General features: G+C 59.0%; 24 protein-coding genes and 1 tRNA gene. 11 read left to right on the top strand and 14 right to left on the bottom strand.

Annotated elements, in window-relative coordinates; genetic code table 11:
• Window positions 1-175: 175 nt before the first annotated feature.
• From HU760_RS20205 to HU760_RS20195, 3 genes are all read right to left on the bottom strand, one after another.
• The gene (locus HU760_RS20205; protein WP_186673568.1) at window positions 176-1,069 is read right to left on the bottom strand and encodes a bestrophin family protein; all 894 of its coding nucleotides are present in this window, start codon (window positions 1,067-1,069) and stop codon (window positions 176-178) included.
• Window positions 1,070-1,192: 123 nt separating this feature from the next.
• Entirely contained in the window at window positions 1,193-1,681 is a 489-nt protein-coding gene (locus HU760_RS20200; protein WP_186673567.1) for a GNAT family N-acetyltransferase, read from the bottom strand.
• A 94-nt stretch (window positions 1,682-1,775) separates the two neighbouring features.
• Window positions 1,776-2,879 carry a GlxA family transcriptional regulator gene (locus tag HU760_RS20195; protein ID WP_186673566.1) on the bottom strand — a complete coding sequence of 368 codons (1,104 nt, stop codon included), beginning with the start codon at window positions 2,877-2,879 and terminating at the stop codon, window positions 1,776-1,778.
• Between the two features lie 98 nt (window positions 2,880-2,977).
• On the opposite strand from HU760_RS20195, the gene HU760_RS20190 reads away from it, so the two are divergent.
• From HU760_RS20190 to alr, 6 genes are all read left to right on the top strand, one after another.
• On the top strand, window positions 2,978-3,850 hold the full coding sequence (locus tag HU760_RS20190; protein WP_186673565.1) for an ABC transporter substrate-binding protein: 873 nt from the start codon (window positions 2,978-2,980) through the stop codon (window positions 3,848-3,850).
• 78 nt (window positions 3,851-3,928) lie between these two features.
• Window positions 3,929-4,717: an amino acid ABC transporter ATP-binding protein gene (locus tag HU760_RS20185; RefSeq protein ID WP_170028331.1), complete on the top strand. Its 789-nt coding sequence runs from the start codon at window positions 3,929-3,931 to the stop codon at window positions 4,715-4,717.
• Window positions 4,717-5,373 carry an amino acid ABC transporter permease gene (locus HU760_RS20180; protein ID WP_186673564.1) on the top strand — a complete coding sequence of 219 codons (657 nt, stop codon included), beginning with the start codon at window positions 4,717-4,719 and terminating at the stop codon, window positions 5,371-5,373. Before HU760_RS20185 ends, HU760_RS20180 begins: the two co-directional genes overlap by 1 nt.
• On the top strand, window positions 5,370-6,053 hold the full coding sequence (locus tag HU760_RS20175; RefSeq protein ID WP_186673563.1) for an amino acid ABC transporter permease: 684 nt from the start codon (window positions 5,370-5,372) through the stop codon (window positions 6,051-6,053). Before HU760_RS20180 ends, HU760_RS20175 begins: the two co-directional genes overlap by 4 nt.
• A 4-nt stretch (window positions 6,054-6,057) precedes the next feature.
• On the top strand, window positions 6,058-7,485 hold the full coding sequence (locus HU760_RS20170) for an amidase (RefSeq protein WP_186673561.1): 1,428 nt from the start codon (window positions 6,058-6,060) through the stop codon (window positions 7,483-7,485).
• A gap of 230 nt (window positions 7,486-7,715) precedes the next feature.
• Window positions 7,716-8,957 carry an alanine racemase gene (gene alr / locus HU760_RS20165; RefSeq protein ID WP_186674044.1) on the top strand — a complete coding sequence of 414 codons (1,242 nt, stop codon included), beginning with the start codon at window positions 7,716-7,718 and terminating at the stop codon, window positions 8,955-8,957.
• A 108-nt stretch (window positions 8,958-9,065) separates the two neighbouring features.
• On the opposite strand, the gene HU760_RS20160 is transcribed toward alr, so the two are convergent.
• Genes HU760_RS20160 through HU760_RS20150 form a run of 3 tightly spaced genes read right to left on the bottom strand, consistent with a single transcriptional unit; the run spans window position 9,066 to window position 11,616 of the window.
• Window positions 9,066-9,968 (bottom strand): transporter substrate-binding domain-containing protein, encoded by a 903-nt coding sequence (locus HU760_RS20160; RefSeq protein ID WP_186673559.1) that lies wholly within the window; start codon window positions 9,966-9,968, stop codon window positions 9,066-9,068.
• Window positions 9,969-9,997: 29 nt separating this feature from the next.
• Entirely contained in the window at window positions 9,998-10,348 is a 351-nt protein-coding gene (locus tag HU760_RS20155) for a RidA family protein (RefSeq protein ID WP_186673557.1), read from the bottom strand.
• Between the two features lie 26 nt (window positions 10,349-10,374).
• Window positions 10,375-11,616: a D-amino acid dehydrogenase gene (locus HU760_RS20150; protein ID WP_186673555.1), complete on the bottom strand. Its 1,242-nt coding sequence runs from the start codon at window positions 11,614-11,616 to the stop codon at window positions 10,375-10,377.
• A gap of 107 nt (window positions 11,617-11,723) precedes the next feature.
• Between HU760_RS20150 and HU760_RS20145 the strand changes: the two genes are divergently transcribed.
• The 5 genes from HU760_RS20145 to HU760_RS20125 all read left to right on the top strand — a co-directional run bounded on the left by HU760_RS20145 (window position 11,724) and on the right by HU760_RS20125 (window position 16,856).
• On the top strand, window positions 11,724-12,629 hold the full coding sequence (locus tag HU760_RS20145) for a LysR family transcriptional regulator (RefSeq protein ID WP_186673553.1): 906 nt from the start codon (window positions 11,724-11,726) through the stop codon (window positions 12,627-12,629).
• A gap of 283 nt (window positions 12,630-12,912) precedes the next feature.
• Window positions 12,913-13,650: a DUF8453 domain-containing protein gene (locus HU760_RS20140; protein WP_202883402.1), complete on the top strand. Its 738-nt coding sequence runs from the start codon at window positions 12,913-12,915 to the stop codon at window positions 13,648-13,650.
• Between the two features lie 179 nt (window positions 13,651-13,829).
• Entirely contained in the window at window positions 13,830-14,516 is a 687-nt protein-coding gene (locus tag HU760_RS20135) for a hypothetical protein (protein WP_186673551.1), read from the top strand.
• Between the two features lie 273 nt (window positions 14,517-14,789).
• Window positions 14,790-14,876 (top strand) — tRNA-OTHER (locus tag HU760_RS20130).
• A gap of 300 nt (window positions 14,877-15,176) precedes the next feature.
• Complete coding sequence (locus HU760_RS20125) at window positions 15,177-16,856, top strand: trypsin-like peptidase domain-containing protein (protein WP_186673549.1); 1,680 nt, start codon at window positions 15,177-15,179, stop codon at window positions 16,854-16,856.
• A gap of 71 nt (window positions 16,857-16,927) precedes the next feature.
• On the opposite strand, the gene HU760_RS20120 is transcribed toward HU760_RS20125, so the two are convergent.
• From HU760_RS20120 to HU760_RS20085, 8 genes are all read right to left on the bottom strand, one after another.
• Window positions 16,928-17,527 carry a tail assembly protein gene (locus HU760_RS20120; RefSeq protein WP_186673547.1) on the bottom strand — a complete coding sequence of 200 codons (600 nt, stop codon included), beginning with the start codon at window positions 17,525-17,527 and terminating at the stop codon, window positions 16,928-16,930.
• Entirely contained in the window at window positions 17,527-17,886 is a 360-nt protein-coding gene (locus HU760_RS20115) for a hypothetical protein (protein WP_186673545.1), read from the bottom strand. The genes HU760_RS20120 and HU760_RS20115 overlap by 1 nt, the downstream gene beginning before the upstream one ends.
• A gap of 257 nt (window positions 17,887-18,143) precedes the next feature.
• Complete coding sequence (locus HU760_RS20110) at window positions 18,144-18,401, bottom strand: hypothetical protein (protein WP_225932876.1); 258 nt, start codon at window positions 18,399-18,401, stop codon at window positions 18,144-18,146.
• Window positions 18,402-18,703: 302 nt separating this feature from the next.
• A complete protein-coding gene (locus tag HU760_RS20105) occupies window positions 18,704-18,934 on the bottom strand; it encodes a helix-turn-helix domain-containing protein (protein ID WP_081874717.1) in 231 nt (76 codons plus the stop codon).
• Window positions 18,935-18,937: 3 nt separating this feature from the next.
• Window positions 18,938-20,227 (bottom strand): tyrosine-type recombinase/integrase, encoded by a 1,290-nt coding sequence (locus HU760_RS20100; RefSeq protein ID WP_186673543.1) that lies wholly within the window; start codon window positions 20,225-20,227, stop codon window positions 18,938-18,940.
• Between the two features lie 250 nt (window positions 20,228-20,477).
• The gene (locus HU760_RS20095; RefSeq protein ID WP_186673541.1) at window positions 20,478-20,771 is read right to left on the bottom strand and encodes a hypothetical protein; all 294 of its coding nucleotides are present in this window, start codon (window positions 20,769-20,771) and stop codon (window positions 20,478-20,480) included.
• Complete coding sequence (locus HU760_RS20090) at window positions 20,771-22,042, bottom strand: AAA family ATPase (RefSeq protein ID WP_186673539.1); 1,272 nt, start codon at window positions 22,040-22,042, stop codon at window positions 20,771-20,773. The genes HU760_RS20095 and HU760_RS20090 overlap by 1 nt, the downstream gene beginning before the upstream one ends.
• Window positions 22,039-22,446 carry a virulence-associated protein E gene (locus HU760_RS20085; protein WP_186673536.1) on the bottom strand — a complete coding sequence of 136 codons (408 nt, stop codon included), beginning with the start codon at window positions 22,444-22,446 and terminating at the stop codon, window positions 22,039-22,041. The genes HU760_RS20090 and HU760_RS20085 overlap by 4 nt, the downstream gene beginning before the upstream one ends.
• Window position 22,447 lies beyond the last annotated feature (1 nt).

Raw genomic sequence — 22,447 nt, 5'->3', positions numbered from 1 at the left:
GGGGGCTGCTCTCCAGGCTGGCGCTGTAGCTGTAGGAGCGGATCTATCCGCGAAGCAGGCGACGCGCTGGCTGGCACCGGCTGTGCCGGTGATCGCGGCTGAAGCCGCTCCTACGAGGATCGCGCAAGGCTTAGGATCCCGAGCAAGGCAGATGCTTGCGTGGTATCGGAATCGTTCACGCACCAACCACTTCGGCACATTGCGCTTCCCGCTGCATCGACTCCAGGTTGCGCTCGATCGTCTCGCAAATGCTGTCCATCTGGATCTGGTGCTCACTGAAGCGGAACGGGCTCTGCAAATCCGTTCCGATCCGTTCGATCGCCAACAGCATGAACCCTACAACCGTCGACGCCAGCGGCGTGAACCAGCCCAGCGACTCCACCAGCCCCACCGGCACGATCAGGCAGAACAGGGTAATGAACAGCCGCGGGAAATACACATAGGGGTAGGGGAGCGGGGTGTTGGCGATCCGCTCCATGCCGCCCTGGGCGTTGGACAGGTCTACCAGTGTCGACTCCAGCCGCGCCAGGCGAATGCTGTCCAGCCGGCCTGCCTGGTATTCCCGCGCCAGCAGGGCCGCCGAGCCGCTGAGAATGTCGTTGGCGAAGTTGTTCGAGCGGTTGCGCCGTTCGAACTCTGCGGGCGGGATGAAGGCCATCAGCTCATCCGGGCAGCTTTCACCCTTAAGGTGCGCCGCCAGGCAGTTCACATAGGCGATATGCCGACGCAGCAGGGTGGCCTTGACCGGGTTGAGCGCGTCATCCGGGTTATCGATCAAGGTCAGCGTTTGCCGGGCGAAGCTGCGCGAACTGTTGACCAGCGCTCCCCACAAGGTGCGTGCCTCCCACCAGCGGTTGTAGGCGCTGCTGTTGCGAAAACTCACCAGCACCACCAGCGCAGAACCCAGCAAGGTCAACGGGATCAGTGGCAGGGTGAACTTGCTGTTGAAGAACAGCATGAAGTCGATGGTGACCAGCACATCCCAGATCAGCAGCCAGAACAGCGACCAGCCGATGTAGCCGATGGTCTTCACGGCCAGGCGATACTTGCGGACGATGATGTCTTTCACGCGGGACGCCTCGAAAATGGGCAGATGCAGGATCCGACGTCGAGGTAGGGGTAAAGGTTCGCTGGGTGATTGTTGCAAGGGATTTTGAATTTCCCGTCCAGCCCAATGTGCTGTCTCGCTGAATCAGGCGGGTTGAATCAGCACCTGTTTCATTTGCACCAACGCCACCCGTGAACCCTCCCACGCCTGCCGTTCCTCGATACCGAACGGCACGAAGCCCAGCTGTGGATACAGCAGCAGGCCCGCTGTGTTGTGGTTGAAGCACGACACCCACACCTCCCTAGCTGCGAACTGTTGGCGGGCCAGGTCGATCATGGCCGCTACCAGGTAGCGTGCTACGCCGTGGCCGCGTGCGGCGGGGGCCACGACCACGTTACCCAGGGCGCACACGCCGCCGTGTTCGGCCTTGTAGAAGTTGGCGAAGGCCAGCACCGTGCCGTTGCCTTCCACCACCGTGGAGCCGCTGCGTTGGGCAATGGCATCGCTCAGCTGGGCGGGGGTAAGTGGGTAGTTGGCTTTGGGGAACATATGGAACAGTTCGGCCGGGCTTTGCGGGAAGCTGCAGATTCCGGCGATGTCGTCGGGCCGTACGGGGCGGTGGGTCAGGTGCATGGCGAGTCCTTGTGTGCTGGCTGATCGGGGCTCTTCGCGGGCAAGCCCAATCCCATGGAGTTGGTGCAGTATTGGTGGTCGCTGTTTGTAAAAACTATTTCCCCCCTTGGTTCGGGCTCGCGTTTCGCAGCAGCTCTTTGCGCAATTTGCCGGGGGACATGCCAAACAGGTTCTGAAAATGCCGAATGAAATGGGGCGCATCGGCAAAACCGCATTCAAAGGCGATTTCGCCGATATGTCGATCCGAGCTGATGAGCAGCCAGCGGCCAAACCTGAGCCGAACCTGGCGATAGAACTGGGCCGGAGTACTACTGGTTTCGGCAACGAACAGCCGCTCCAGCTGCCGTTTGCTGGTGCCGACAAGGTTGGCGATCGCGTCGATATCCAAAGGCTCGGTCATGTGCTTTTCCATCAGCATCACGGCCTCGTGCAGGCGCCTGTTCGAAGAGCTGGCGTAGCCCAGTGCCTTGCGCCGGTCGACGAAACTCCCCGAGCTGCTTTTCGCGACGGTCATCTGGTGCACAACCTTGCCGGCCCGATCCGGGCCGCAATGCAATCCGACAAGATGGATGGCCAACTCGATGACCGAGATACCGCCTGCGCAGGTGATGCGATCCTTGTCGATGAGGAAGTCGCTGTTGCTGACGAAGCGCAATCTGGGGAACAGGCGTTTCCAGTCGTCGCAATGGTAGGCATGCACGCAAGCTGTACGCCCCTCCATCAGGCCATGCCGCGCGAGCACGAAGCTGCCCGTGCACAGGCCGATCAATGGCACGCCAGCGGCAGCCGCCTGATGCAGGAATGCCGGATAAGTCTTTGGCGCTGTCTCCAGGTAGTCCAGTAGCCCACCAATCACCACGATGTAATCGAATTGATGAGGGTCGCTGAGTTCACTGTCGATGGGTACATCCAGCCCGCAACTGGAAACGACCCTTTGCCCGGGGCTACCGAGGACATTCCATCGGCATCGTATCGGGCGGCTCTGATCGCCCGTATCGGCAGCATGGCGCAACGCATCGGTCAGCCCCGAGAGTGACAGCAAGGGGAAGCGCGGCCATAGCACGATCCCGATGGACAACTCGGTGGCGCCGCGCCGGCTAGGCGGGTGTCGTGCCTGACCCTTGTCGAGTGCTTCCACGAGGCTTGCGCTGGAGGCGTTGGGCAATGCATCTCCGAAATGTCGCAAATGTTCAATCATTCCTGCAAACCATCCAACAAGTTATGCCGCTGATCACCATACGATGAGCGCCTGCCTAACACCATGCTGTTCATAGAAAAACAATCAAGGAGCACGTGATGCAGAAGCCCAATGTTCAACGGTTTGCCGGTATCTATGCGGGTTTGCTGGTATCCATGCTGGCCTCGCTACCGGCATTCGCTCTGGAAACGGTAGAGCCGGGAAGCCTGACTGTCGCCTTCACCGGGGATATGCCAGGGACCGGTTATCAGGACAGCCGGATGGTCGGCTACGACGGTGAAATCCTTCAACAAATATCCGAGAAGCTGGGTTTGAAGGTCAAACCTGCGTTGATGGACTGGGCCAGCACCATTGCCTCGGTACAAGCCAACCGCGTGGATGTCATGGCCGGCACCATGGGCTGGACCGAGCAACGCGCGAAGATCATGACCGTGAGCGACCCGATTCACTATTTCAAGAACGGCATCACCCAGACCGACAAGACCAACTGGAGCAGCCTCAAGGATCTGCAGGGCAAGAAAGTCGGCACCATCACCGGTTTTTCGTTCATCCCGGAGATGCGCAAGATCGAAGGGTTGCAAGTGGCGCTGTACGACACCTCGGATGCTGCGGTGCGTGATCTGCTCGCCGGGCGCATCGATGCAGTGATTGGCGACCCTCCAGTCATGCAATACGCCATTTTCCGCAATCAGCAATGGCACCTGCGCTTCAACGCGTTCACCGACAACGATCCGGAATTTCCACTGCTGACGGGCCTGGGGCAGGTGGTCTACGGCTTCAACAAAGAGGCCAGCCCGCAACTGGTGGCCGCCGTCAACGAGCAGATCCAGACCCTCTGGAAAAGCTGTGAAATGCGCAAGATCGGTGCCCGCTACGGCTTGACCCAGGATGTCTGGTATGTGCCGCAAGGCAACAACCTGAGGTCGGGTGTCGACCGCCCGGCGGACTGGCAATTGCCTGGTTGCAAGTAAGCGCTTGAGCGGATGAATCGGCCTGGCGGCCCGTGCCGGTTCATCGCCATACCGATAACAATAAAGAGGTTAACCAAGATGTCGACCCCGTCCGAACCTGCGTTGCTGCGCGTGCATGACCTGCACAAGAGTTATGGTGACCTGGAGGTGCTCAAGGGCATCAACCTGGAGTTGAAAGCCGGTGAAACGCTGTCGTTGATCGGCCCCAGCGGGTCGGGCAAGTCCACTTGCCTGCGCTGCATCAATTACCTGGAAAAACCCACCCGAGGCGATATCTGGCTGGGTGACGAACTGATCGGTCAGGTCAAGGACGGCAAGCGCATCCGCCTGATGAGTGATCGGGAAATGGCCCCACAGCGACGCGAGATCGCGATGGTGTTCCAGTTGTTCTACCTCTGGCCACATCTGACTGTGCGCGACAACGTCGCGCTGGGGCCGATCAAGGCGCAGGGCATGCCACGCAAGCAGGCCTACGAGCTGGCTGATGCCATGTTGGAAAAAGTCCACCTGCGGCACAAGGCCGAGGTCTACCCCGAGCAGTTGTCCGGCGGCCAGCAACAGCGGGTGGCTATCGCCCGCGCATTGGCCCAACAACCCAAAGTCATCCTGTTCGACGAGCCGACCTCGGCACTCGACCCCGAACTGGTGGGGGAAGTACTGGCCGTGATTCGTGAACTGGCGCAAGAGGGCCGCACCATGATCATGGTGACCCATGAAGTGCGCTTCGCTCGGGACGTGGCGGACCGGGTGATCTTCATGGACGGTGGGCACATTGTCGAGCAAGGGCCGTCGGCCCAGGTAATCGACAGCCCGCGTCATGAGCGTACCCGCAGTTTTCTCGGGCGCATGGCCATGGAGGGCGCTTGATGGCGAACTTCGAGGTGTTTCTCGGGCTGCTGCCCCTGTTGTTGAAAGGCGCGCTGACCGCCCTGGAGATTGCGCTATGCACCTTGCTGCTGGCGAGTGTCGGAGGCGTGGTGCTGGCCGTGGTGCTGACGTTCAGTCGGTCACGGCTGCTGCATGGCGTGATCGGCTGCTTCATTGAGTGGATGCGCAATGTGCCGGCGCTGGCGCATCTGTTCCTGATCTATTTCGGTCTTTCCTACCTTGGCATCAACTTGCCCGCTTGGCTGGCCGCTATCGTTGGCTTGAGCCTGGTCGGCAGTGCGGTGCTGGCCGATATTTTCCGTAGTGGCTTGCAGTCGCTGCATGTCGGCCAGCATGAAGCCGGGTTGGCTGTCGGCCTGAGCCGCATGCAGATTCTGCGCTGCATTCTCCTGCCCCAGGCCCTGCGCGTAACCTTGCCAGCGTTCGCCAACTACGTCACGCAATTGATCAAGGACACCTCCATCGCCTCGGCCATTGCCGTGCCGGAAATCATGTTCCTGGCGCGCAACCTGGTGACCTCAACCTTCCAGACGTCACTGATCTATCTGGCGGTGATGTGCATCTACGCCGCGATGATTATGCCGATCGGTGTGGGATTCATTCGGCTCGAACGTCATTTGGGGAGTGCGCGATGATCGGTTTCTTCCAGCAATACCCGGAGTACTGGAGCGACTGGAGCGTTCGCTTGCTGCTCGGCGCACGGATCACTGCCGAATTGTCCCTGATCGGGTTCGCCCTGGCGGTCGTGCTGGGCGCGTTGCTGGTCTGGGCGCTGAGAAGTCCTAACAGCATCCTCAAGCGCTTGGCTGCGTTGTTCATTCAGAGCATGCGTGCAGTACCGCTTCTGGCGTTGCTGCTGGCCCTGTATTTCGCGCTGCCCAGCCTGGGGTTGACCTTGTCCGGCTATTGGGCCGGGGCCATCGGCCTGGGTTTGCAGGGGGCCGCATACGTTGCGGAAATCCTCCGTGGCGGCCTGGATTCGCTGCATCGCGGCCAGCGCGAAGCTGCTATCGCCATTGGCCTGACGCCGCTGAAAGCGTTTACCTCGGTCATCCTGCCGCAAGTGTTTCGGGTCATATTGCCGCCCCTGCTCAATGCCTACGTATCGATCCTCAAGGACAGCTCGTTGTGCGCCCTGATTGCCACCGATGAGTTGATGCTGGCAGCGCGGGCCATCGCTTCGGAAACCTTCCTGCCAATGCATGTCTTCCTGCTGGTAGGGCTGTTCTATTTCGTTATCGCCTTCCCTCTTTCAATGCTGTCGCGGGTGCTTGAAAAGCACGTTTCACGCGGCCGCAAAACCGTGCGAGGTTGAACATATGAACACCATGGATCAGGTAGCTTCCCACAGCATTGCCCAGTTGCAACAGGCGTTGCAGGCCGGCTCGCTGACCAGCGAAGCGCTGGTGCGTGCGCAACTGGCGCGCATCGAGCGCTTCGACGAGCAGCTGAATGCGTATGTCGAGGCTTACCCCTCGCGTGCCTTGAGCGCGGCCATTGCTGCGGATCGTCAGCGTGCATCTGGCATAAACCTGGGGCCACTGCATGGCATTCCGGTGGCGATCAAGGACTTGTTCGAGATCGATGGCCAGGCCATCACCGGTGGCTCATTGGCGCAGGAACCGCGTGTTTCGAGGTTGACCGCCACCGCAGTACAACGCCTGGAGCGTGCCGGTGCGATCATTCTCGGCAAGACCCACACCGTCGAATTCGCTTTCGGTGGCTGGGGCACCAACGCGGTCATGGGCACGCCGTGGAACCCGTGGGACCGTAACGTACATCACGCGCCGGGTGGTTCCAGCAGTGGTTCGGCAGTGGCCGTGGCCAGTGGCCTGGCGAGTGCGGCGTTGGGTACCGATACCGGCGGTTCGGTGCGGATCCCGGCGGGTATGTGCGGCCTGGTCGGGCTGAAAACCACGCGTGGGCTGGTCAGTCGCCATGGCTTGATCGAACTGTGCCCTTCGCTGGACTCGGTAGGGCCTATCACGCACACGGTTGAAGATGCAGCGTGGATGCTGGATGCCCTGCTGGGCCCAGACCCGCTGGATCCGGTTTCGGCCCGGGCACCGGTATTCAGCGCCGCTGCGGGTCTCGAGCGGCCGGTAGCCGGTTTGCGCATCTGGGTGTTGCCGGAAGCGGAACGCGCGCTTATCGCTCCCGGGGTGCTGAAGGCCTATGACCTGGGGCTCAAACAGCTGGCCGCGCTGGGCATGCAATTGATCGAGCAACCGCTGCCCACGTCGCTGGAGCAATGCATGCGCATCGCTGGCGGGCTGATGAGCGCCGAGGGTTACGCCAACCTCGGGCGCTTGTTCGAGCGCGACGACCTGCGTTTCGACCCCCATGTCCAACGTCGCATACTCAGCGGGCGCGCCATCGACGCGGCGTCGTATATCCAGCTGCACAATCAGCGCCGCGCCGCCCGGCAAGCCATGCAGGAGGCGATGAGCAACATAGACGCCTGCGTTTTCCCGACCAACGCTATTGGCAGTGTGCCGTTGGAGGAGGTCGACGAATATGGCACGCCACTGGCCTTGTTAGGGCGCTTCGCCAACTTGTTGAACCTGTGCTCGGTGGCGCTGCCCATCGGCTTCGATGAAAAGCGTATGCCTGTCTCGATGCAGGTTGTCGGGCCGGCCTTCGCTGAAGCGCTGGTTCTTCGCATCGGTCATGCCTATCAACAGGTCAGCGACTGGCACACGCTACGGCCTGAGGGCTGGGCGCTGGCGGGCAAAGCGGTGGCATGATCCATGTGACGGTTTGATATATCCCTGAGTATCACTTTGGCAGTATTAAAGTTGCGGGCGTTTCAAACTTCTTGACCCTGTGTTTAGTTTTTTGTCGCTGTTGGTGAAGTTTATTGCTGCACGTCAAGTCAAGCCATTTTCTGCCCCGGTTAATGGCTTGCAGAGGGCAATACATGACTGTAAGCTTCGCCGCCCTCATCAGCTGTATAGTGTACCCGGAGATGTATTGTATGCCTTTAACACGGACTGTTATTGCTCTTTCCCTGGCGATGATCATAGGGCAAGGGTATGTTCAGGCTGCACCGTTGCTTGCTGTGGATAATGCGCAATCTGAACAGGCCGTGGCAACCAGTAACGCCTGGGTTGAAGTTAACCAGGCGGTGTTTGAAAACAATATCCGTATGCTGCAGAGCACCTTGACGAATAAAGCGAAGCTGTGTGCCATTCTCAAGGCGGATGCTTATGGGCACGGTGTCGCTTTATTGATGCCGTCGGTCATGAAAATGGAGGTGCCCTGCGTAGGCGTTGCCAGCAATGAAGAGGCTCGCATCGTACGGGAAAGCGGCTTCAAGGGTGAACTTGTCCGCGTGCGTACAGCGACGTTGGCCGAGGTGGAAGGTGCACTGCCATACCAGATGGAAGAGTTGGTCAGTGGCCTCGATTATGCTCGAAAAATGGCCGCCGTTGCGGAAAAGCACGGGAAGCGCCTGAAGGTCCACCTGGCCTTGAACGCAGGTGGCATGAGCCGTAACGGCCTTGAGATGAGCACTGAACACGGTCGGCAAGAAGCCTTGGCTATCACGCGTCTGGCGCCCCTGGAGTTGGTCGGCATCATGACTCACTTCGCGGTGCAGGATAAGGATGATGTTCGCCAAGGGCTCAATGCCTTCAATGAGCAAACGGCTTGGCTGATCAAGGCTGCCGGCATCGATAGAAGTAAAATTACTCTTCATGCGGCGAATTCCTACGCGACGTTGGAAGTGCCAGAGTCGCACCTGGACATGGTGCGTGCCGGTGGTGCCTTGTATGGGATGATGCAACCTTCGCATGCCCAGTACAAACCTGTCATGCAGGTCAAGTCATACGTGGCGTCTGTTAACCAATACCCTAAAGGCAATACCGTGGGGTATGACCGAACAGTGACGCTCAGTCGTGATTCAAGGCTCGCGAATATTCCAGTAGGCTTCTCTGACGGTTACCGTCGCGCGTTTACCAATAAAGGCGTTGTCCTGGTAAATGGACAGCGTGCGCCAGTGGTAGGGAAAGTTTCCATGAATACCGTCATGGTGGACGTGACAGATATTCCGGCTGTGGCGGCCGGCGATCAAGTTGTGCTGTTCGGTAAACAGGGTGAAAGTGAGATCACCCAGGGTGAAATCGAAGAACTCAGTGGGACATTGCTGGTTGACCTTGCTACCGTTTGGGGGAGCAGTAACCCGCAAACGCTGGTGACGGGTAAAACTTCTGATTAACCCATAAGCGTGGCGAGTCGCTACTGCGGCAATGATGCTCCGCAGTAGCGACGTTTGGCCGTGACACATCGTTTCCTGATGTTTATCCCGATGGGCGTCGGGCTGAAGTTACTGCACCGGGTCGCTCACCGGCTTGGCAAAGATGGCCTTGAGTTCGCTGGTCATCGGGAATTCCAGGTTCAAGCCTTTAGGCGGGATTGGCTGTTGGAACCAGCGTTGGTAGATGCCGTTGATTTCCCCTGAGCTGTACAGCTCGCCCAGCGACGCGTTCACCAGAGCGAGGAACTGCGGGTCACCCTTGCGCACCATGCAGCTGTAGATTTCCCGCGACTGCTCTTCCCCGACCACTATCCAGTTGTGCGGATCACGGGCCTTGGCGCGCTCGCCGTAAAGTAGCGCATCGTCCATGTAGAACGCCGCCGCCCGGCCGGACTGCAGCATCTGGAAGGCTTCGCCATGGTCCTTGGCGCTGACCACGAACATGTCCATCTTGTGATCGACGTTGTAGCTTTTCAGGTAGCGTTCGTTGGTGGTGCCGGCGGTGGTCACCACATTCTTGCCGCGCAGGTCGGCGAAACTTTTGATCCCGCTGTCCTTGGCCGTCAGCAACTGACCTTTGACATAGATGAACCCATAGGAAAACGCCACCTGTTTCTGCCGCTCTGCGGTGACGCCGGTCGAGCCGCACTCCAGGTCAACGGTCCCGTTCTGCACCAGGGGAATGCGGCTCTGCGAGGTCACCAGGTTGTACTTCACCTTGAGTTCGGGCAAAGCCAGCTTCTGCCGCACACGCTCGACGATCTTGTTTGCCAGGTCGACCGAGTAGCCCATGGGTTGGCCCGAATGGTCGCCCACGTAGGAGAACGGCACTGAAGCATCGCGATAGCCCAGGGTGATGCTGTTGGCTTTGGCAATCTTGCTTAGCGTGGGCCCCAACGTTGCTTCGTCAGCATGGGCCTGGGCACCTAGCAGCAGGGCGAGGGTGCAACCGATCAACGTGATTTTTTGCATTGTTGTTCTCCGTTGTGGGTAAGAGGGGGTCAGCGGCGTGCCGCGATCACGGATATTTCCACCAGCACCTGCGGGCGTGCCAGTTCGGCCTGCAAGGTGGTGCGGCTGGGGGCCTGGCCGGGCGACAACCAGGCGGACCAGACGTCATTCATCGCGGCGAAATCCCTGCCGATGTCCTTCAGGTAGATGGTCGCGCTGAGCAGGTGGTCTTTGTCGCTGCCTGCCTCGGCCAGCAGTGCGTCGATTTTTTCCAGTACCTGGGCAGTCTGGCCGGTGGCATCGGTGGCGTCACCCGGCACCTGGCCGGAGAGAAACACCAAGTCGCCATAGGTCACCGCGGCGGACAGGCGTGGGTTGGGCTGGATGCGGTCAATGATCATTGGGTAGTCCTTTCAGGGGTTGGGGTTCAGGCCGCACGGGGGGTAAAACCCTGCAGGTCGATGGCGGGGCGGCGCTGGCCAATCAGTTCGCTGAGCAGGCGTGCGCTGGCGCAGGCCAGGGTGAAACCCAGCGCGCCGTGGCCAAGGTTCAGCCACAGGTTGCGATACGCCGTTGCGCCTAGCAGCGGTACGCCGCTAGGGGTTGCCGGCCGCATGCCGGCCCATTCGACGGCGTAGTCATAGTCGCCGGCATTGGCGAAGGTTTCGCGAGCCTGGCGTTTGAGCAGGGCCAGGCGCTTGGGGTCGAGCGACGGGTCGAAACCGACGATGTCGACCATCGCCGCCACCCGCAACTGCGCACCGATGCGGGCGTAGACGATCTTGCGGTCGTAATCGGTGATGCTCAGGTCTGGCGCCCGGTGCTGGGTGCCGATCGGTACGGTCAGGCTGTAACCCTTGAGCGGGTACAGCGGCAGGTCGACGCCCGGCAGTGCCAGCAACGCACTGCGATGGCCGGCAGCAACCACCAGGTGCTCCACCGGCAGCACTTCGTCACCCAGCTCGATCGCACTCACCGCGCCATGCGCATGGCGAATGCCGGACACAGCCTGGCCCAGGCGGAACTGGCAACGTCCCGACGCCCGCAAGCGCACCGCCAGTTGCTGGCAGAAAGCGTGGCAATCACCGACTTCTTCATCCGGGGTATAGACGGCGCCGACAAAGGGCGCCTCCGCCAGCGCCGGGTCCAGGCGGGCGCAGTCGGCGTGCGACAGCACCTGCTGCTGCTGGGGCGCGGCAAGGTTGTTGCGTGCATGTTCGAAGCTGCTGGTCTGGCGGAAGGTGACCAGCTTGCCGTTGCGCCGCCAGTTGAAATCACCCAGGCCATCTTCTTCTCGCCAGGCCTGCAAGGTCGACTGGCTCAACAGCGCGAGGCGCAACAGGTGGCCTGCATTGGCGCGGTTGACCGAGGAGCGGCAAGCACCGAGGAACGCGGCCATCCAACGCCACTGTGCCGGATCGAAGCGTGGGCGCAATCTCAGCGGTGAGTCACCGCGCAGCATCCAGCCAATGGCCTGCAACGGCACACCGGCATCCGCCAGGGGCGCCACGTAGCGATAGGACAACTGGCCGCCGTTGGCGAAGCTGGTTTCACTGCCCAGCGAATCGCGAGCCTCGACCAGCGTCACCTCAACGCCGTCGCGCACCAGGGCGTAAGCCGTTGCCAGGCCAATCACGCCACCGCCAATGATGCATACATGCTTTGCCATGTCAGTCCTTGTTCGTGGTTGGAACAAGCTCGAGGTTAGGGCCAGGTGACAGGCGGCGAAAAATGAATAAAGATCGCTGAGCCATAAACAAAGGTTATAGGCTTGCCATGCGCCTTCGCCATATCGAGATTTTCCAGGCCATCCGCCAGACCGGCTCGGTCAGCGGTGCCGCGCAGTTGCTGCACGTGTCCCAGCCAGCCGTGACCAAGGTGCTGCAACACGCCGAGCAGCAGCTGGGCTTCCCGTTGTTTCTGCGGGTGCGCGGCAAGCTGCAGCCGACGCCCGAAGCGCTGGAGCTGGAGCGTGAGGTCGACAAGGTCACGGAGAGCCTGCAAGGGGTGCGCCGCCTGGCGCAAAGCCTGCGTCGTGAGCCGGGCCACAGCCTGCGCATCGGTGCGACCCCGGCGCTGGCGCTGGCGCTGTTGCCGCCGGCGATTCACGAGTGGACCCAGCGTTATCCGGACATCGCCTGTGAACTGTCCAGCGCCCACAGCCGCGAACTGGTGCAGAACCTGCTGATGCGCGAGATCGACGTCGCCCTGACCCTGCAGCAGCCCGATCACCCTGCGCTCAAGGCGCAGGCGCTGGCCAGCGGGGTGTTGGTGGCGTTGGCACCGGCAGGTTATTGGCCGCCAGCGGATGAGGGCAAGCCGCTGCCGTTGACGGCGCTGGCCGATGCGCCCTTGATCGGCCTGAGCAGCGCCGACCCGCTGTCGGCCCGCCTCGACAGCTACCTCAAGGCGGTAGAGCCACCGCCACGGGTGAGCATTGCGGTGCAGACCTATTCGCTGGCCAGGGCGATGGTCGAATCCGGGGCAGGGCTGGCGGTCATCGACCCGTTCACCGCGTTTGGCGCATCGCCTGGGGCGACCACCATTCGTCCGCTGGCACCGGCGCTGCCGATCAGCTTGTATGCGGTGACCCGCGCTGCCGAGCCGTCAGCGCATACCCTGAGCGAGCTGCTGGCCATCTTCAGCAGCCGTGCCCAGGGGCAGCTGGACCGTTGGCGCTGATGGAAAACCGGGCGAGTGAAAACCGATAGACACAAAAAAACCGGCTCAGTGGCCGGTTTCTCTGCTGTCCCGGGTCCGCTAGGGACCGCTTGGAACGATGTGATGGTGCCCGAGGGAGACTCGAACTTTGTCTTATAGGTCGCGGGATTTGTAGGTTTAACCAGTTCAGTCATGGGGTCTACTCATAATCCTACTCACACTTTATTGAGTGACCGGTCTCCTCAGATTTGAGGAGACCCTATAATCCTGGGCGAGCTCACGAAAATGATCACGGACGGAAATTATGGCTGACCAGGAAAATTGGATAAGTGCGGTACTGGGTTTTGGGGGAATGCTTGCGACCTTCGTGACAGCGGTTGCTACGATATTTCTGTGGCGTGTCACAAAATTACTCGCAAAAGAAACCACACGGATGGCCGAAGCGTCAGATCAGCCGCATGTGGTCGCGACGCTCAGCCCAAATCGCTGGTCTCTGCGTCACTTTGACTTGGTTGTGGATAACACTGGAAATGCCACGGCCTACGACATCCAAATTCAGTTTGATCCCGCTCTTCAAAATGGAGAGGCCCGCAGGGAGGATGCGAAAATTCCTTTTGAGTGCGTGAGTGTTTTGAAGCCAGGGCAGGGCTTGCGGAGCTACCTCGCCGACGTCAGCATCCTAGAGGGAAAGGCTTTCGAAGTTACGATTTCGTGGCGCCGAGGCAGCAAAGACAAACCGAGGGAAACCAATGTCTATACACTGGATATGGCTGACTATGCTGGAGCTAGTGAGCTTGGGCGCGACCCGGTAATCGGGATAGCTCGTAGCTTGGAGGGCGTGCAGAAGAGCCTGTCCAGCCTAACAGGCACCAAACGTCTCAAAGTTGACCTTTACACCGCTATTGATAGATCTGAACAAAAGCGTCGAGCGGCCAGGGAGTTGAGACGTATGAGGCGTGCACGTATTGCAACCCAGGCTTTGCAATCGCAGCAAGGCAGCGAAAGCTCTGACCCTAGGCCCACTCCTCAAGAACTACGTTAAATATGACTGCGATCCCGAAGGGGGCGGTATCCACCGTTCTTTCAGTCGCCAAGGACGGTTCGAGCTCGTGTGAGGCATCAATAAAATCAATGACTTAGCCTCACTCTTCGAGTGGGGCTTTTTGTCTGCAAGTGATATGTAAGAGAATGGCCCGACATCCCTATACGTCAGGCGTCATGATGAAGTCCTTTCTTCTCGCTGTTGCGAAGCTCGCCACAGGCCTCTTCCTTGCAAGTGTGGCCCTAGCCATCGTAATCGGGCTTTACTCATGGGTAGCTGATAGCTACGAGCGGCGCCAGGCCCAGCAGTACGAGTCCCCGAGGGAGTGGTCAGCAGACCTTAGCAAAAACCTCGGCATGGAGCTCCACGTCAAGACGAAGGTGGTGTCCGGGAAGCTCTTGCTATCCGTAGATGTTGCCGGCTATCCCGCATATCTAGCCGATCCTCGTCTAGCTGAACAAAACCGGAAGGCACAATTCATCCTTAACTTCATGGACTCGGATGGTTTCAGGGTCCTCAGTCAGCCGATCGAGCTTTCAGAATTTAGCGCCATTGTAGGCACGAAGGGCGTGGAAATTGGCCTTCGAACTCAACTAGAGAAATACGTCTCTATCGAGGAATATAAGAGGTTTAAGAGTCTTCAGGTTGAATGGACCCTGGAAACCAAGATCCCGCCAGCTACGGTATCAAACGTACAGAAAGACCAGCGTCTCCTAGATCACTGCGCTCCCGGAATTTCTCGCGCAGAAAGACTCAAGCGCTTGGCAAAGTATGGGGAGCTAAGGGAGACAGGCGTGGGCTTTTACTCCGCGGGCGGTCGATCCGTGAAATTTTTTTACGATGGAACGTTACTTAGTTGCAGTTAACGAGCGTCCTGCTCCGATCCCCGAGCTTAGGGGGCCTCAGATCTGAGGACACCCCTTTATCGTCCGGCAGCTCGGTTCAGTGGTTGCGCCGCTCGGACCATTTTCGCACGAAGCTGCTTCAGGGTTTGCTCCTGCATGTGGCGGATGCACGACTCGACATTGTTGGCTACCGTATCGCCGTGAACCTCATCCTCCATCAGCATGACCAGAATCCTTCCCATCACCTCACCCTGCAGGCAGCCGCGCTCGGTTTAGGTCTTTGCCGACGTTTCAGGGCCTAGATCAAGACACAAAAGGCGGCACCGGCCTGGCGATCTCATAATCCTTTGGTCCACGGTTCGAGTCCGTGTGGGCCCACCAGAAAAATCAAAGGCTTGCAGCGTCGCTGCAGGCCTTTTTCATTTTTTGTCAGGTCGGCTTTCCCCGTTCGTTCCCCGTTTTCGCGTAATCGTCTTCCCAGACAGGGTGTGGCGCCAAGCCTTCACAACTGTTTCAAACGTTGTCATGACGTATTGCCATCAGTCGCTTCCTTAGCGTACCCTCTTCTCGCCTCCATCCAGGTATTAAATTGGGTTGTTCAAACGCGACCCTACACGAAAACGCTATACGCAACATCGCGATGATAACTCTGGACGATACTCTGAACGAATAGGGTGAAATATGGATGGGGGCATCCTCATTAATGATTGTTTGAATCCAAGCACTACACCAGAAGATTTGGCATTCATGCTTGGCACTTCATACAACAAGATCAAGCGCTTTTATTACGATCGCGACATGAGCGCAAACTACCGGCACTTCACCATACCCAAAAAAAATGGTGAGCCGCGTCATATATTAGCGCCTGAGAACTGGCTAAAAACTTTACAAATACGCTTAGCTAGAAGACTGACCCTTCTCTATACCCCTAGAAAAGGCGTTACAGGCTTCATTAAAGAATCCGGAATCGTCGTAAACGCTGACAAGCACAAGCGCAGCAGCTATGTGTTCAACGTTGACCTACAGGACTTCTTCCCCTCAATTAATTTTCATCGATTAAGGGGTATGCTTATAGCTAAGCCATACTCACTACTACCTCAAACAGCAAGCGTCATAGCGCACCTCTGCACATACAGAGGTTCGCTTCCACAGGGCGCACCCACATCACCAGTTTTATCGAACATGTTTTGTGCCAGCATGGATCGGAAACTTTATGAATTGGCGATTAGGCACAAAGCAACTTATTCACGGTACGCCGATGACATAACTTTTTCATTTTATTGCCCCTTGCGCTACGTTAGTTCAGCAATCGTCAAAGCATCCGGAAGACAAGGCGAGCTAAGTCACTACAAAGCCACGCTAGGCGATGAGTTAAAATCAATAATCAACAACTTCGGCTTTGTTGAAAACGAGCGCAAGGTTCGTTTATTGTCGCGTACGGAACAGCAACTAGTCACTGGTTTACTAGCTAACGCAAAGGCTAATATTGACCGGAGATATATCCGCAAAACGGCGGCGATGATCCATTCGCTAGAGCGCGATGGTGAGACCGTAGCGAACGAGCGGCGTAAGGAGCAAAACGCAGACTCCTCAACGCCATTGGCGGCTCACGTTCAGGGAAGGCTCCTCTTCCTTCATCAGGTTTTAGGGAAGACTTCGCCTGTATATGCCCGACTGGCCAACCGATTTAACGTCCTTCCTTTAAAGTTCAAGGTTCCGCCACCACAGCTTACAACCTCAGAGCGCGAAGCTATTATCGCAGTAAGCAAATTCGTTCGCGCCAAATGCTGGGTCGTACAAGTGGCTATAGACGTAAATGATGATTGCATCATAGCGCAAGGCTCAGGATTCATGATCGAAAGCGGGATCTTGGTTACATGCGCGCACGTCCTAGAGGAAAAAGGCGTAACCGTAGATGAGTGCGAAATATACCAAGTAGACGATGACGGCCAGAAGTTAACAGCTGAAGTCATATATCGCAACAGAGCAATAGACATAGCAATCCTAAAGGTACATGACTGCGGCACCCAGGAATTCTTTCACTTGGAAACCGATGAAGAGCCAAACATCGGCGACCAAGTAGTTATCCTTGGATTCCCAAATGTCAAAGACGGCGCAAGGGTTGGTGTTATTCAGGCTAGAATTTCGAATAAATACCCGCTATACAAACCTGAGGTAATGCATTCCGAAGTTGATAAAATGCTCTACCCAGGCAATAGTGGCGGCCCTGTTATTAACTCTCGCCAGCGAGTGGTTGGAATCGCAGCCAAAGGAGCTGCCGGCAGCTCTGAGGGGCAGAATAGCTTTATACGCGTCTCTGAACTTATAAAAATTCTACCTGCGCTGAAAGAACGACTGTAGTTGGGTATCCTCAAAGTTGAGGACACCCCTGAATGGCTAGATCGGGTGCCTCAAAATAACTCAGGCTTAGTTTAAGCTTTGTCCTGCGCCATGATCGATGCCGAGATGATGGCCCCGCCCCAGCGCCGCTCGCCGATGCAAATTGGCACTGGTAAGCCGCTGGCTGTGGTGTTCTTGGCGCTGCCGAAGGCATAGCTCGCTAGGTTCTCGGGCGAGCCGCTGTGGCTTAGTCCGCTAGCCTGTGGGCTAAGCATCTGCAGAACCCCTCCCGCTACGTTGGCAATCCCTGCGCCCATCAGGCCGGCAGCTAGGCCGCCTGTGGCGAACGAAGCGGCGACGATCAGTGCTACGCCAAGCACAGTCTGCAACAGACCGCCCCGCTTACTGCCGTGAATGACGGGGACAAACCAGAGCTCCCGTGCGCCGCCTCGTTCCAGGTCACCCTCACCAATGTTTTTGCCATTCTTGAACACGGCGAAGCGTAGGCCGCGACCCTCAGCTTCAGCCAGGTCACGGGCGAAGCCCGGATAGTTCGCATCCAGCGCTTTGGCGGCCTCTTTTGCGTCACCGCGCTCTAGCACGAAGTGATGGTGCTTGCCGTATTTCTTGCCCAAGAAACCGCCCAGGCGGATTTTGGTTTTTGGCGCATAGTCGATCACGGTCCCAGTCATCACACCGCCTCTTGTGGCATAGCCAGGTGCACGCCCAGACGCCGGGCGAGCATTTCGCGGCACTGCAGTGCTTCCAGGCGAATGGAAGCCTTTCGGGCAGAGCAAGGGTTCCAATTGGGCGCATAGCTCGACATGGAAACGCGGGCGCCGCGCAGGGTGCCACGCAACAAGTCAGCGGATATGCGTGCCTCCTCCTCGGTGAAGAACACGCCATCGAGCTTCACCCTTCGGCCGGCCTGGACATGATCGACTTCCCACAGCAGATAGCAGGGGCCGCCTTTGTCCAGGGTGAAGGTAGCTACCTCGCAGGCTCGGGCGAAACGCTCTTGAAAGGTGGATGGAACTGGTTGAGTGATCATCAGCGGGAAGCCTCCGGGTGTTAACTCGTGGGTGTTAAGGCGTTAACTTTTTGGTGTTAAAGGTGTTAACCCTGTTAACGTCCGTCAGAGGGCGCTATCGGCCTGTACGCCTCTGTTTACGTGGCTTCCAGCCCTATGCACGTTCGGCATGGTGTTAACGTCGGATTAACATTTTTTGCTAAACGGGGAAAAATCTGTGCGTGGGGTCGGAGGCGGTCTAGGTCGGCGGACCTTCCAGACTTTCGACCCGCCCCCCCTCAGTAGTCCGGTGCTTTGTACGGCGGCGCCGACCGGATCTGCTCCAGCGCTTCTGCGCTCAGGCCGCTGGCCAATAGGCGATCGATCTCTTTGCTCAGCCGCTCACGCTCCTCCATCTGGCGCAGCAGGGCACGGCTGTGAGCGATCTGGTTGAGCGCTCGTTGAATGGGCTTAAATAGTTGGGTATGGCTGATCGCCGCGCGGATGCCCACCTCGCAATTGATTTGCCCGGTGGACTTCTGGCGACCGTTGCGCATTTCGCCTACGCCGTCTGCTTCGAGAACGCTAGCGGTGACGACATTGCGATCAGTGCCGCCGCTAGGGGCTGGGCTACCGTGGCGGCCAGAGGCGAGCTTCTGTTCAGTTTCGAGCAAGCGTGCGCTGAGCTCGGCCTGCTTGGTGTTGAGGCCTTCTTTGAACTCGGTGATCTGCGCACCGATCTTGGCTGGCTGACGTCCTGCTGATACGGGTCTGGCATAGGATTCTCCGGGGTGTTGAGTTGATGTCCTCTACCCTATGCGCGCACGCACACCCCGGTCAGCGGTTAACTTCGACGTCCTCAGTCGGTATCCGTCGCAAAGCGCACTATGTCGGCTATTTTGTAGAACCGCCGATTGCCGCGGCGCACGAATGGAAGCGGTGAGCGACCCTCGGCAGCCAGGCGGCGCAGGTAGCTGGGGGCATATCCCAGCAGGTCTGCCGTGGCCGGCTCGGGTACCAGGCCCCCAATCAATGGCGTGATGCCGGCCTGGGCCAACCGCTCGGTAACGTCCTGTTCAACGTCCACCATGATTTACATGCTCCTCTGTGATGCATCCTGAATTTCGCTAGGGGCCGCGTGGTCTGTGGCCTGTGTCGAATCTTGTGAAATTGCGTATCTCGGGTATGTCTCGCCTGTGAGTGCGCTCAACCCGAGCCCGTCTAAATGGTCGTGCCAGCGTTCGAGGGCTTGGCGCTTGAGGGCTTCGGCGGTGGTGTGGATGTAGGTCGCGTCCATGTTGCGCAGGGCGTGGTTCACCAGCATCTCGCCCACCAAGTAATCCACGCCCAGGTCCATCCAGCAGGTGCGGGCGACCTTGCGCACATCGTGGCTGGTCCACTGGCGGTTGCTCAGTTCGGCAAACACCTGGCTCGCTGCCGTGGCGCCCAGTGGCCCGCGCCGGCTGGCTGGGAACAGGTACGCCCCTTGGTAGCCCTGCGCGGCTTGCTGGGTCTGATAGCGGCTCAACAGTGCACAGGCCTGGCGGGTGAGCGGCAGGGTGTGGTTCTGTTTGGTCTTGGTGTCGTCAGCGGGGATGAACCACTGGCCGGCCTGTAGATCGACGTTGCGCCACAGCGCGCTGCGCGTCTCGCCCAGGCGGGTACCGTGGCACAGCATCATCAGCGCCAGCAGGGCGCCACCGGGCCGCGCCTCGCTCCAGGTGGCCAGCTTGGCCAGCAGATCAGGCAAGTCTCGCTCCCGCAGCCGTGACGACTTCGGCTTGATCCGCACCGCCACGAAATCCCCGAAGCGCAGCGAGCCCAAGGGGTTCTGCTCGATCATCCCAAGCCGGTGCGCCTTGCGCATGGCCACCGCCAGCACGTTGAACACCAGGCGCACGAACGACAGGGCATAGCGCTCTTGCAGTGGCCACATGAGCCGCTGATCGAGCGTGGCCTTGCTCACCTCGGCCAGTGGCAAGTCATGCAGCCGTGGCGCTAGGTGGCAGGTGATGGCCGACTTCGCGCCGGCCTTGCGCTTGGCCGACAGGTTGCGATCGCGCAGCATGCGATCCAGGTACCAGTCCAACAGCTCCCCGGTGCGGCTCCAGGTGCTGGTCAGCGAGGTGGCCTCGGCATCTGCGGCACGGCGCCCCAGGATGGCCGGCAGGGCGGTCAGCATGGCCTTGGTGGTCAGGCTGGGGAAGTCGCCGGCCTTGCCCCACTTGCCCCTGACAACGACGTGCCAGGCGCCCCGGGTGCGGTCGACGGTCGAATAGCGGAATCGCAGCTCGGGGTAACGCGGGTCACGCAATTGGCGCACTGGCTGGCCGGCCTGCTTGCGTATCTCGGCGTCACTGAGGGTGATGTGTTTGGTGGTCATGTTTGCTCCTCAAACTGAGGGTGTCGTTTAACCGAACCAGGCCAGATGATCCGAATCAGACCAAATGAGCCGATTCGGATCAGGGCGCCACTGTGTCGAAAGCAACACACTGTGGCGTTTTCTACACAGTGGCGAACGGGCTCGGGCCATCCGATAAGGTGGGAAAATCCCGTGTTTTGCCGAAGCGGGGATTCGCGCCAACCTCGTCGAGCGCTCGCCGATTGCTCGCCTAGGTATCCACTGAGTCTCGTCACGGCCCCACCTTCGCACCTGGCCAGCGCACGCGCACGTCGGCCAGCGCTTCGTCGCGGGTAATTGGCTCGCTGATCATGGTGAATGGCCGGCACCCCGGGACCAGCACCGTCCAGTTGCAGCGGCGCTCCAGGCCATCGTTCGCAGCCAGCTCGGCCAGCAGTGCGAGCCGGTGTGCCTTCATGTACTTGCGCACATCGTCGGTCAGCTTTGAGGCGGGGGAGATCCGCACCCGCATACCTTGCTTCTTTGCGGAAAATCCACGTTCCAGCAGGTAGTCGAGCGCAGCCATCACAGGTCCTCCGCGTCATCATCCAGCGATGGAAACGACGCGGCGCCCGGCTGCGGATCTCCTTGCTGATCCTCACACTCGTGCCCATTTTCGTTACTCGTGCCCACGCCAAAGGATGGGCACGAGTGGGATTCTGTGGGCACGAGTGGTTGAAAGGGCGCGAATGAGCCACCCGCTTGGGGCAATGACCAGAACGACTTCACATCCTTTTTGTTGCCGGTTCTGGCGGTGACAACAGACAGCTTTTCTCTGGCCCGGCGAATCTGCTTTTCGGTGTAGCCATTGCGCCTCATCAGGGCTTTCGCTTCATTACTTTCGAGGGGGTTGTCCTTCAAGATTCGGTAGAGGCAGTCGCTGGGATCATCCAGGTCTTGTGCCTCCTCATCACTGGATGCCTCCGCTTCTCCTAGGATTTCCCGGGCGCTACCTTCGATGGCTTCGCCCCACACCACGCGAGTAGCTTCAATCCCATCTCCGATGTCACATGGCTCGATGGTGTAGGAGACACCTCCCTCGTCAGCGCCGATGTTCGACTTCGCTCGCGCCAGCACGCGTTGGTCGGAGTCTTCCTGCTTGGCGGCTACCAGTACTGTGCGCGCCAGCGCCGAGAACGCTTGCGATCCGATAACTCGATCAGCAGGCGACGAGCCAGCGCCACCCTTGGCAAAGTGGGAAATTCCCACCACGGCGCAAAGGTTCTGCTCGGCGAAGTCCACTACGCCTTGCAGCGCCCGACGCACGTCATTGGCCTTGTGCATGTCGCCTTTCACTGCGCTGACGATGGGGTCGAGCATCAGAAGCGACACACCGCCAATCTCGCTGGCCGTCTCACGCAAACGGACAATGTCGTTTGCTGGGTCGAATGGATCGGCGTCGCCCCTGGCGTTGGTGAGCCCCTGGATGATGTAGACGCGGCTCATGTCAGCGCCAGCAGCGGTTAAACGGGGAATCAACGTATCCGCTGGATCATCTTCACTCGACCAGATGAGTGCATTACCCGGCTCGCTACAACGGTTGCCATCGGGCCAGCGTCCACCAGTGGTGATGGTGGCGATCAGACCGATCAGCAGCGTGGTCTTCCCGGTACCGCCAGCGCCGGCGAGGATGTGCAGCTTTCCTTTAGCCAGCCATCCAGGCCACAGCCAGCGGATGGGAACGGCCTTGATTGTCGACGCCTTAACCGCATTGACGCGCCATAGGGGGGTTACGTTTTCACGATTGATGGGGCTAAGAGGCTCGGTCCATTCTTGTGCAAAGCGATCTGTAGTCATTTTACCCCCAGGCGCAGCTTGGCGAGGTTGAAGCGCGCCAGGTCGTCACCTTCCAACTTCCCTTGTCGCTGGAGAAGGTGGCCGATTCGATAAACCATGCGCTCATGTTCAATTGCCGTCTTGCTTGGGCCGCGCCGCGGTTGTTTATCGCCGGGAAACAAGTCTCGCAAATCCAGACCGATTGCCGAGACAATCTCTTTTGTTGTGCAGCCGGCCCAGCATTTGAGCAAGACGACACCATCCGAAGTTTCGGTAATTGCCAAACTGGGATGCTTGTCGCTGTGCGCGGGGCAGCAGGCTTTCCATTTGTCGGCGCCAGCAGACCTAACTTTGTCTAATCGGATAAGCACTTTATCCAGGCAAGCCGACCCCATCGGCGCATGTGCACCGTTTTGGATGTTCATG

It is taken from the genome of Pseudomonas oryzicola (assembly GCF_014269185.2).
GTDB classification, from domain to species: domain Bacteria; phylum Pseudomonadota; class Gammaproteobacteria; order Pseudomonadales; family Pseudomonadaceae; genus Aquipseudomonas; species Aquipseudomonas oryzicola.
This window is presented reverse-complemented; position numbering and strand designations above follow the sequence as displayed.

Bases quoted from the DNA above. Each gene is read 5' to 3' on its own strand.
- HU760_RS20155 (WP_186673557.1), bottom strand. From the start codon at position 10,348: ATGATCATTGACCGCATCCAGCCCAACCCACGCCTGTCCGCCGCGGTG.
- HU760_RS20100 (WP_186673543.1), bottom strand. From the start codon at position 20,227: ATGACCACCAAACACATCACCCTCAGTGACGCCGAGATACGCAAGCAG.
- HU760_RS20120 (WP_186673547.1), bottom strand. From the start codon at position 17,527: ATGACTGGGACCGTGATCGACTATGCGCCAAAAACCAAAATCCGCCTG.
- HU760_RS20090 (WP_186673539.1), bottom strand. From the start codon at position 22,042: ATGACTACAGATCGCTTTGCACAAGAATGGACCGAGCCTCTTAGCCCC.
- HU760_RS20180 (WP_186673564.1), top strand. From the start codon at position 4,717: ATGGCGAACTTCGAGGTGTTTCTCGGGCTGCTGCCCCTGTTGTTGAAA.
- HU760_RS20145 (WP_186673553.1), top strand. From the start codon at position 11,724: ATGCGCCTTCGCCATATCGAGATTTTCCAGGCCATCCGCCAGACCGGC.
- HU760_RS20085 (WP_186673536.1), bottom strand. From the start codon at position 22,446: ATGAACATCCAAAACGGTGCACATGCGCCGATGGGGTCGGCTTGCCTG.
- HU760_RS20195 (WP_186673566.1), bottom strand. From the start codon at position 2,879: ATGATTGAACATTTGCGACATTTCGGAGATGCATTGCCCAACGCCTCC.
- HU760_RS20110 (WP_225932876.1), bottom strand. From the start codon at position 18,401: ATGCGCAACGGTCGCCAGAAGTCCACCGGGCAAATCAATTGCGAGGTG.
- HU760_RS20140 (WP_202883402.1), top strand. From the start codon at position 12,913: ATGGCTGACCAGGAAAATTGGATAAGTGCGGTACTGGGTTTTGGGGGA.
- HU760_RS20095 (WP_186673541.1), bottom strand. From the start codon at position 20,771: ATGGCTGCGCTCGACTACCTGCTGGAACGTGGATTTTCCGCAAAGAAG.
- HU760_RS20115 (WP_186673545.1), bottom strand. From the start codon at position 17,886: ATGATCACTCAACCAGTTCCATCCACCTTTCAAGAGCGTTTCGCCCGA.
- HU760_RS20200 (WP_186673567.1), bottom strand. From the start codon at position 1,681: ATGCACCTGACCCACCGCCCCGTACGGCCCGACGACATCGCCGGAATC.
- alr (WP_186674044.1), top strand. From the start codon at position 7,716: ATGCCTTTAACACGGACTGTTATTGCTCTTTCCCTGGCGATGATCATA.
- HU760_RS20185 (WP_170028331.1), top strand. From the start codon at position 3,929: ATGTCGACCCCGTCCGAACCTGCGTTGCTGCGCGTGCATGACCTGCAC.
- HU760_RS20160 (WP_186673559.1), bottom strand. From the start codon at position 9,968: ATGCAAAAAATCACGTTGATCGGTTGCACCCTCGCCCTGCTGCTAGGT.
- HU760_RS20170 (WP_186673561.1), top strand. From the start codon at position 6,058: ATGAACACCATGGATCAGGTAGCTTCCCACAGCATTGCCCAGTTGCAA.
- HU760_RS20125 (WP_186673549.1), top strand. From the start codon at position 15,177: ATGGATGGGGGCATCCTCATTAATGATTGTTTGAATCCAAGCACTACA.
- HU760_RS20105 (WP_081874717.1), bottom strand. From the start codon at position 18,934: ATGGTGGACGTTGAACAGGACGTTACCGAGCGGTTGGCCCAGGCCGGC.
- HU760_RS20190 (WP_186673565.1), top strand. From the start codon at position 2,978: ATGCAGAAGCCCAATGTTCAACGGTTTGCCGGTATCTATGCGGGTTTG.
- HU760_RS20135 (WP_186673551.1), top strand. From the start codon at position 13,830: ATGAAGTCCTTTCTTCTCGCTGTTGCGAAGCTCGCCACAGGCCTCTTC.
- HU760_RS20150 (WP_186673555.1), bottom strand. From the start codon at position 11,616: ATGGCAAAGCATGTATGCATCATTGGCGGTGGCGTGATTGGCCTGGCA.
- HU760_RS20175 (WP_186673563.1), top strand. From the start codon at position 5,370: ATGATCGGTTTCTTCCAGCAATACCCGGAGTACTGGAGCGACTGGAGC.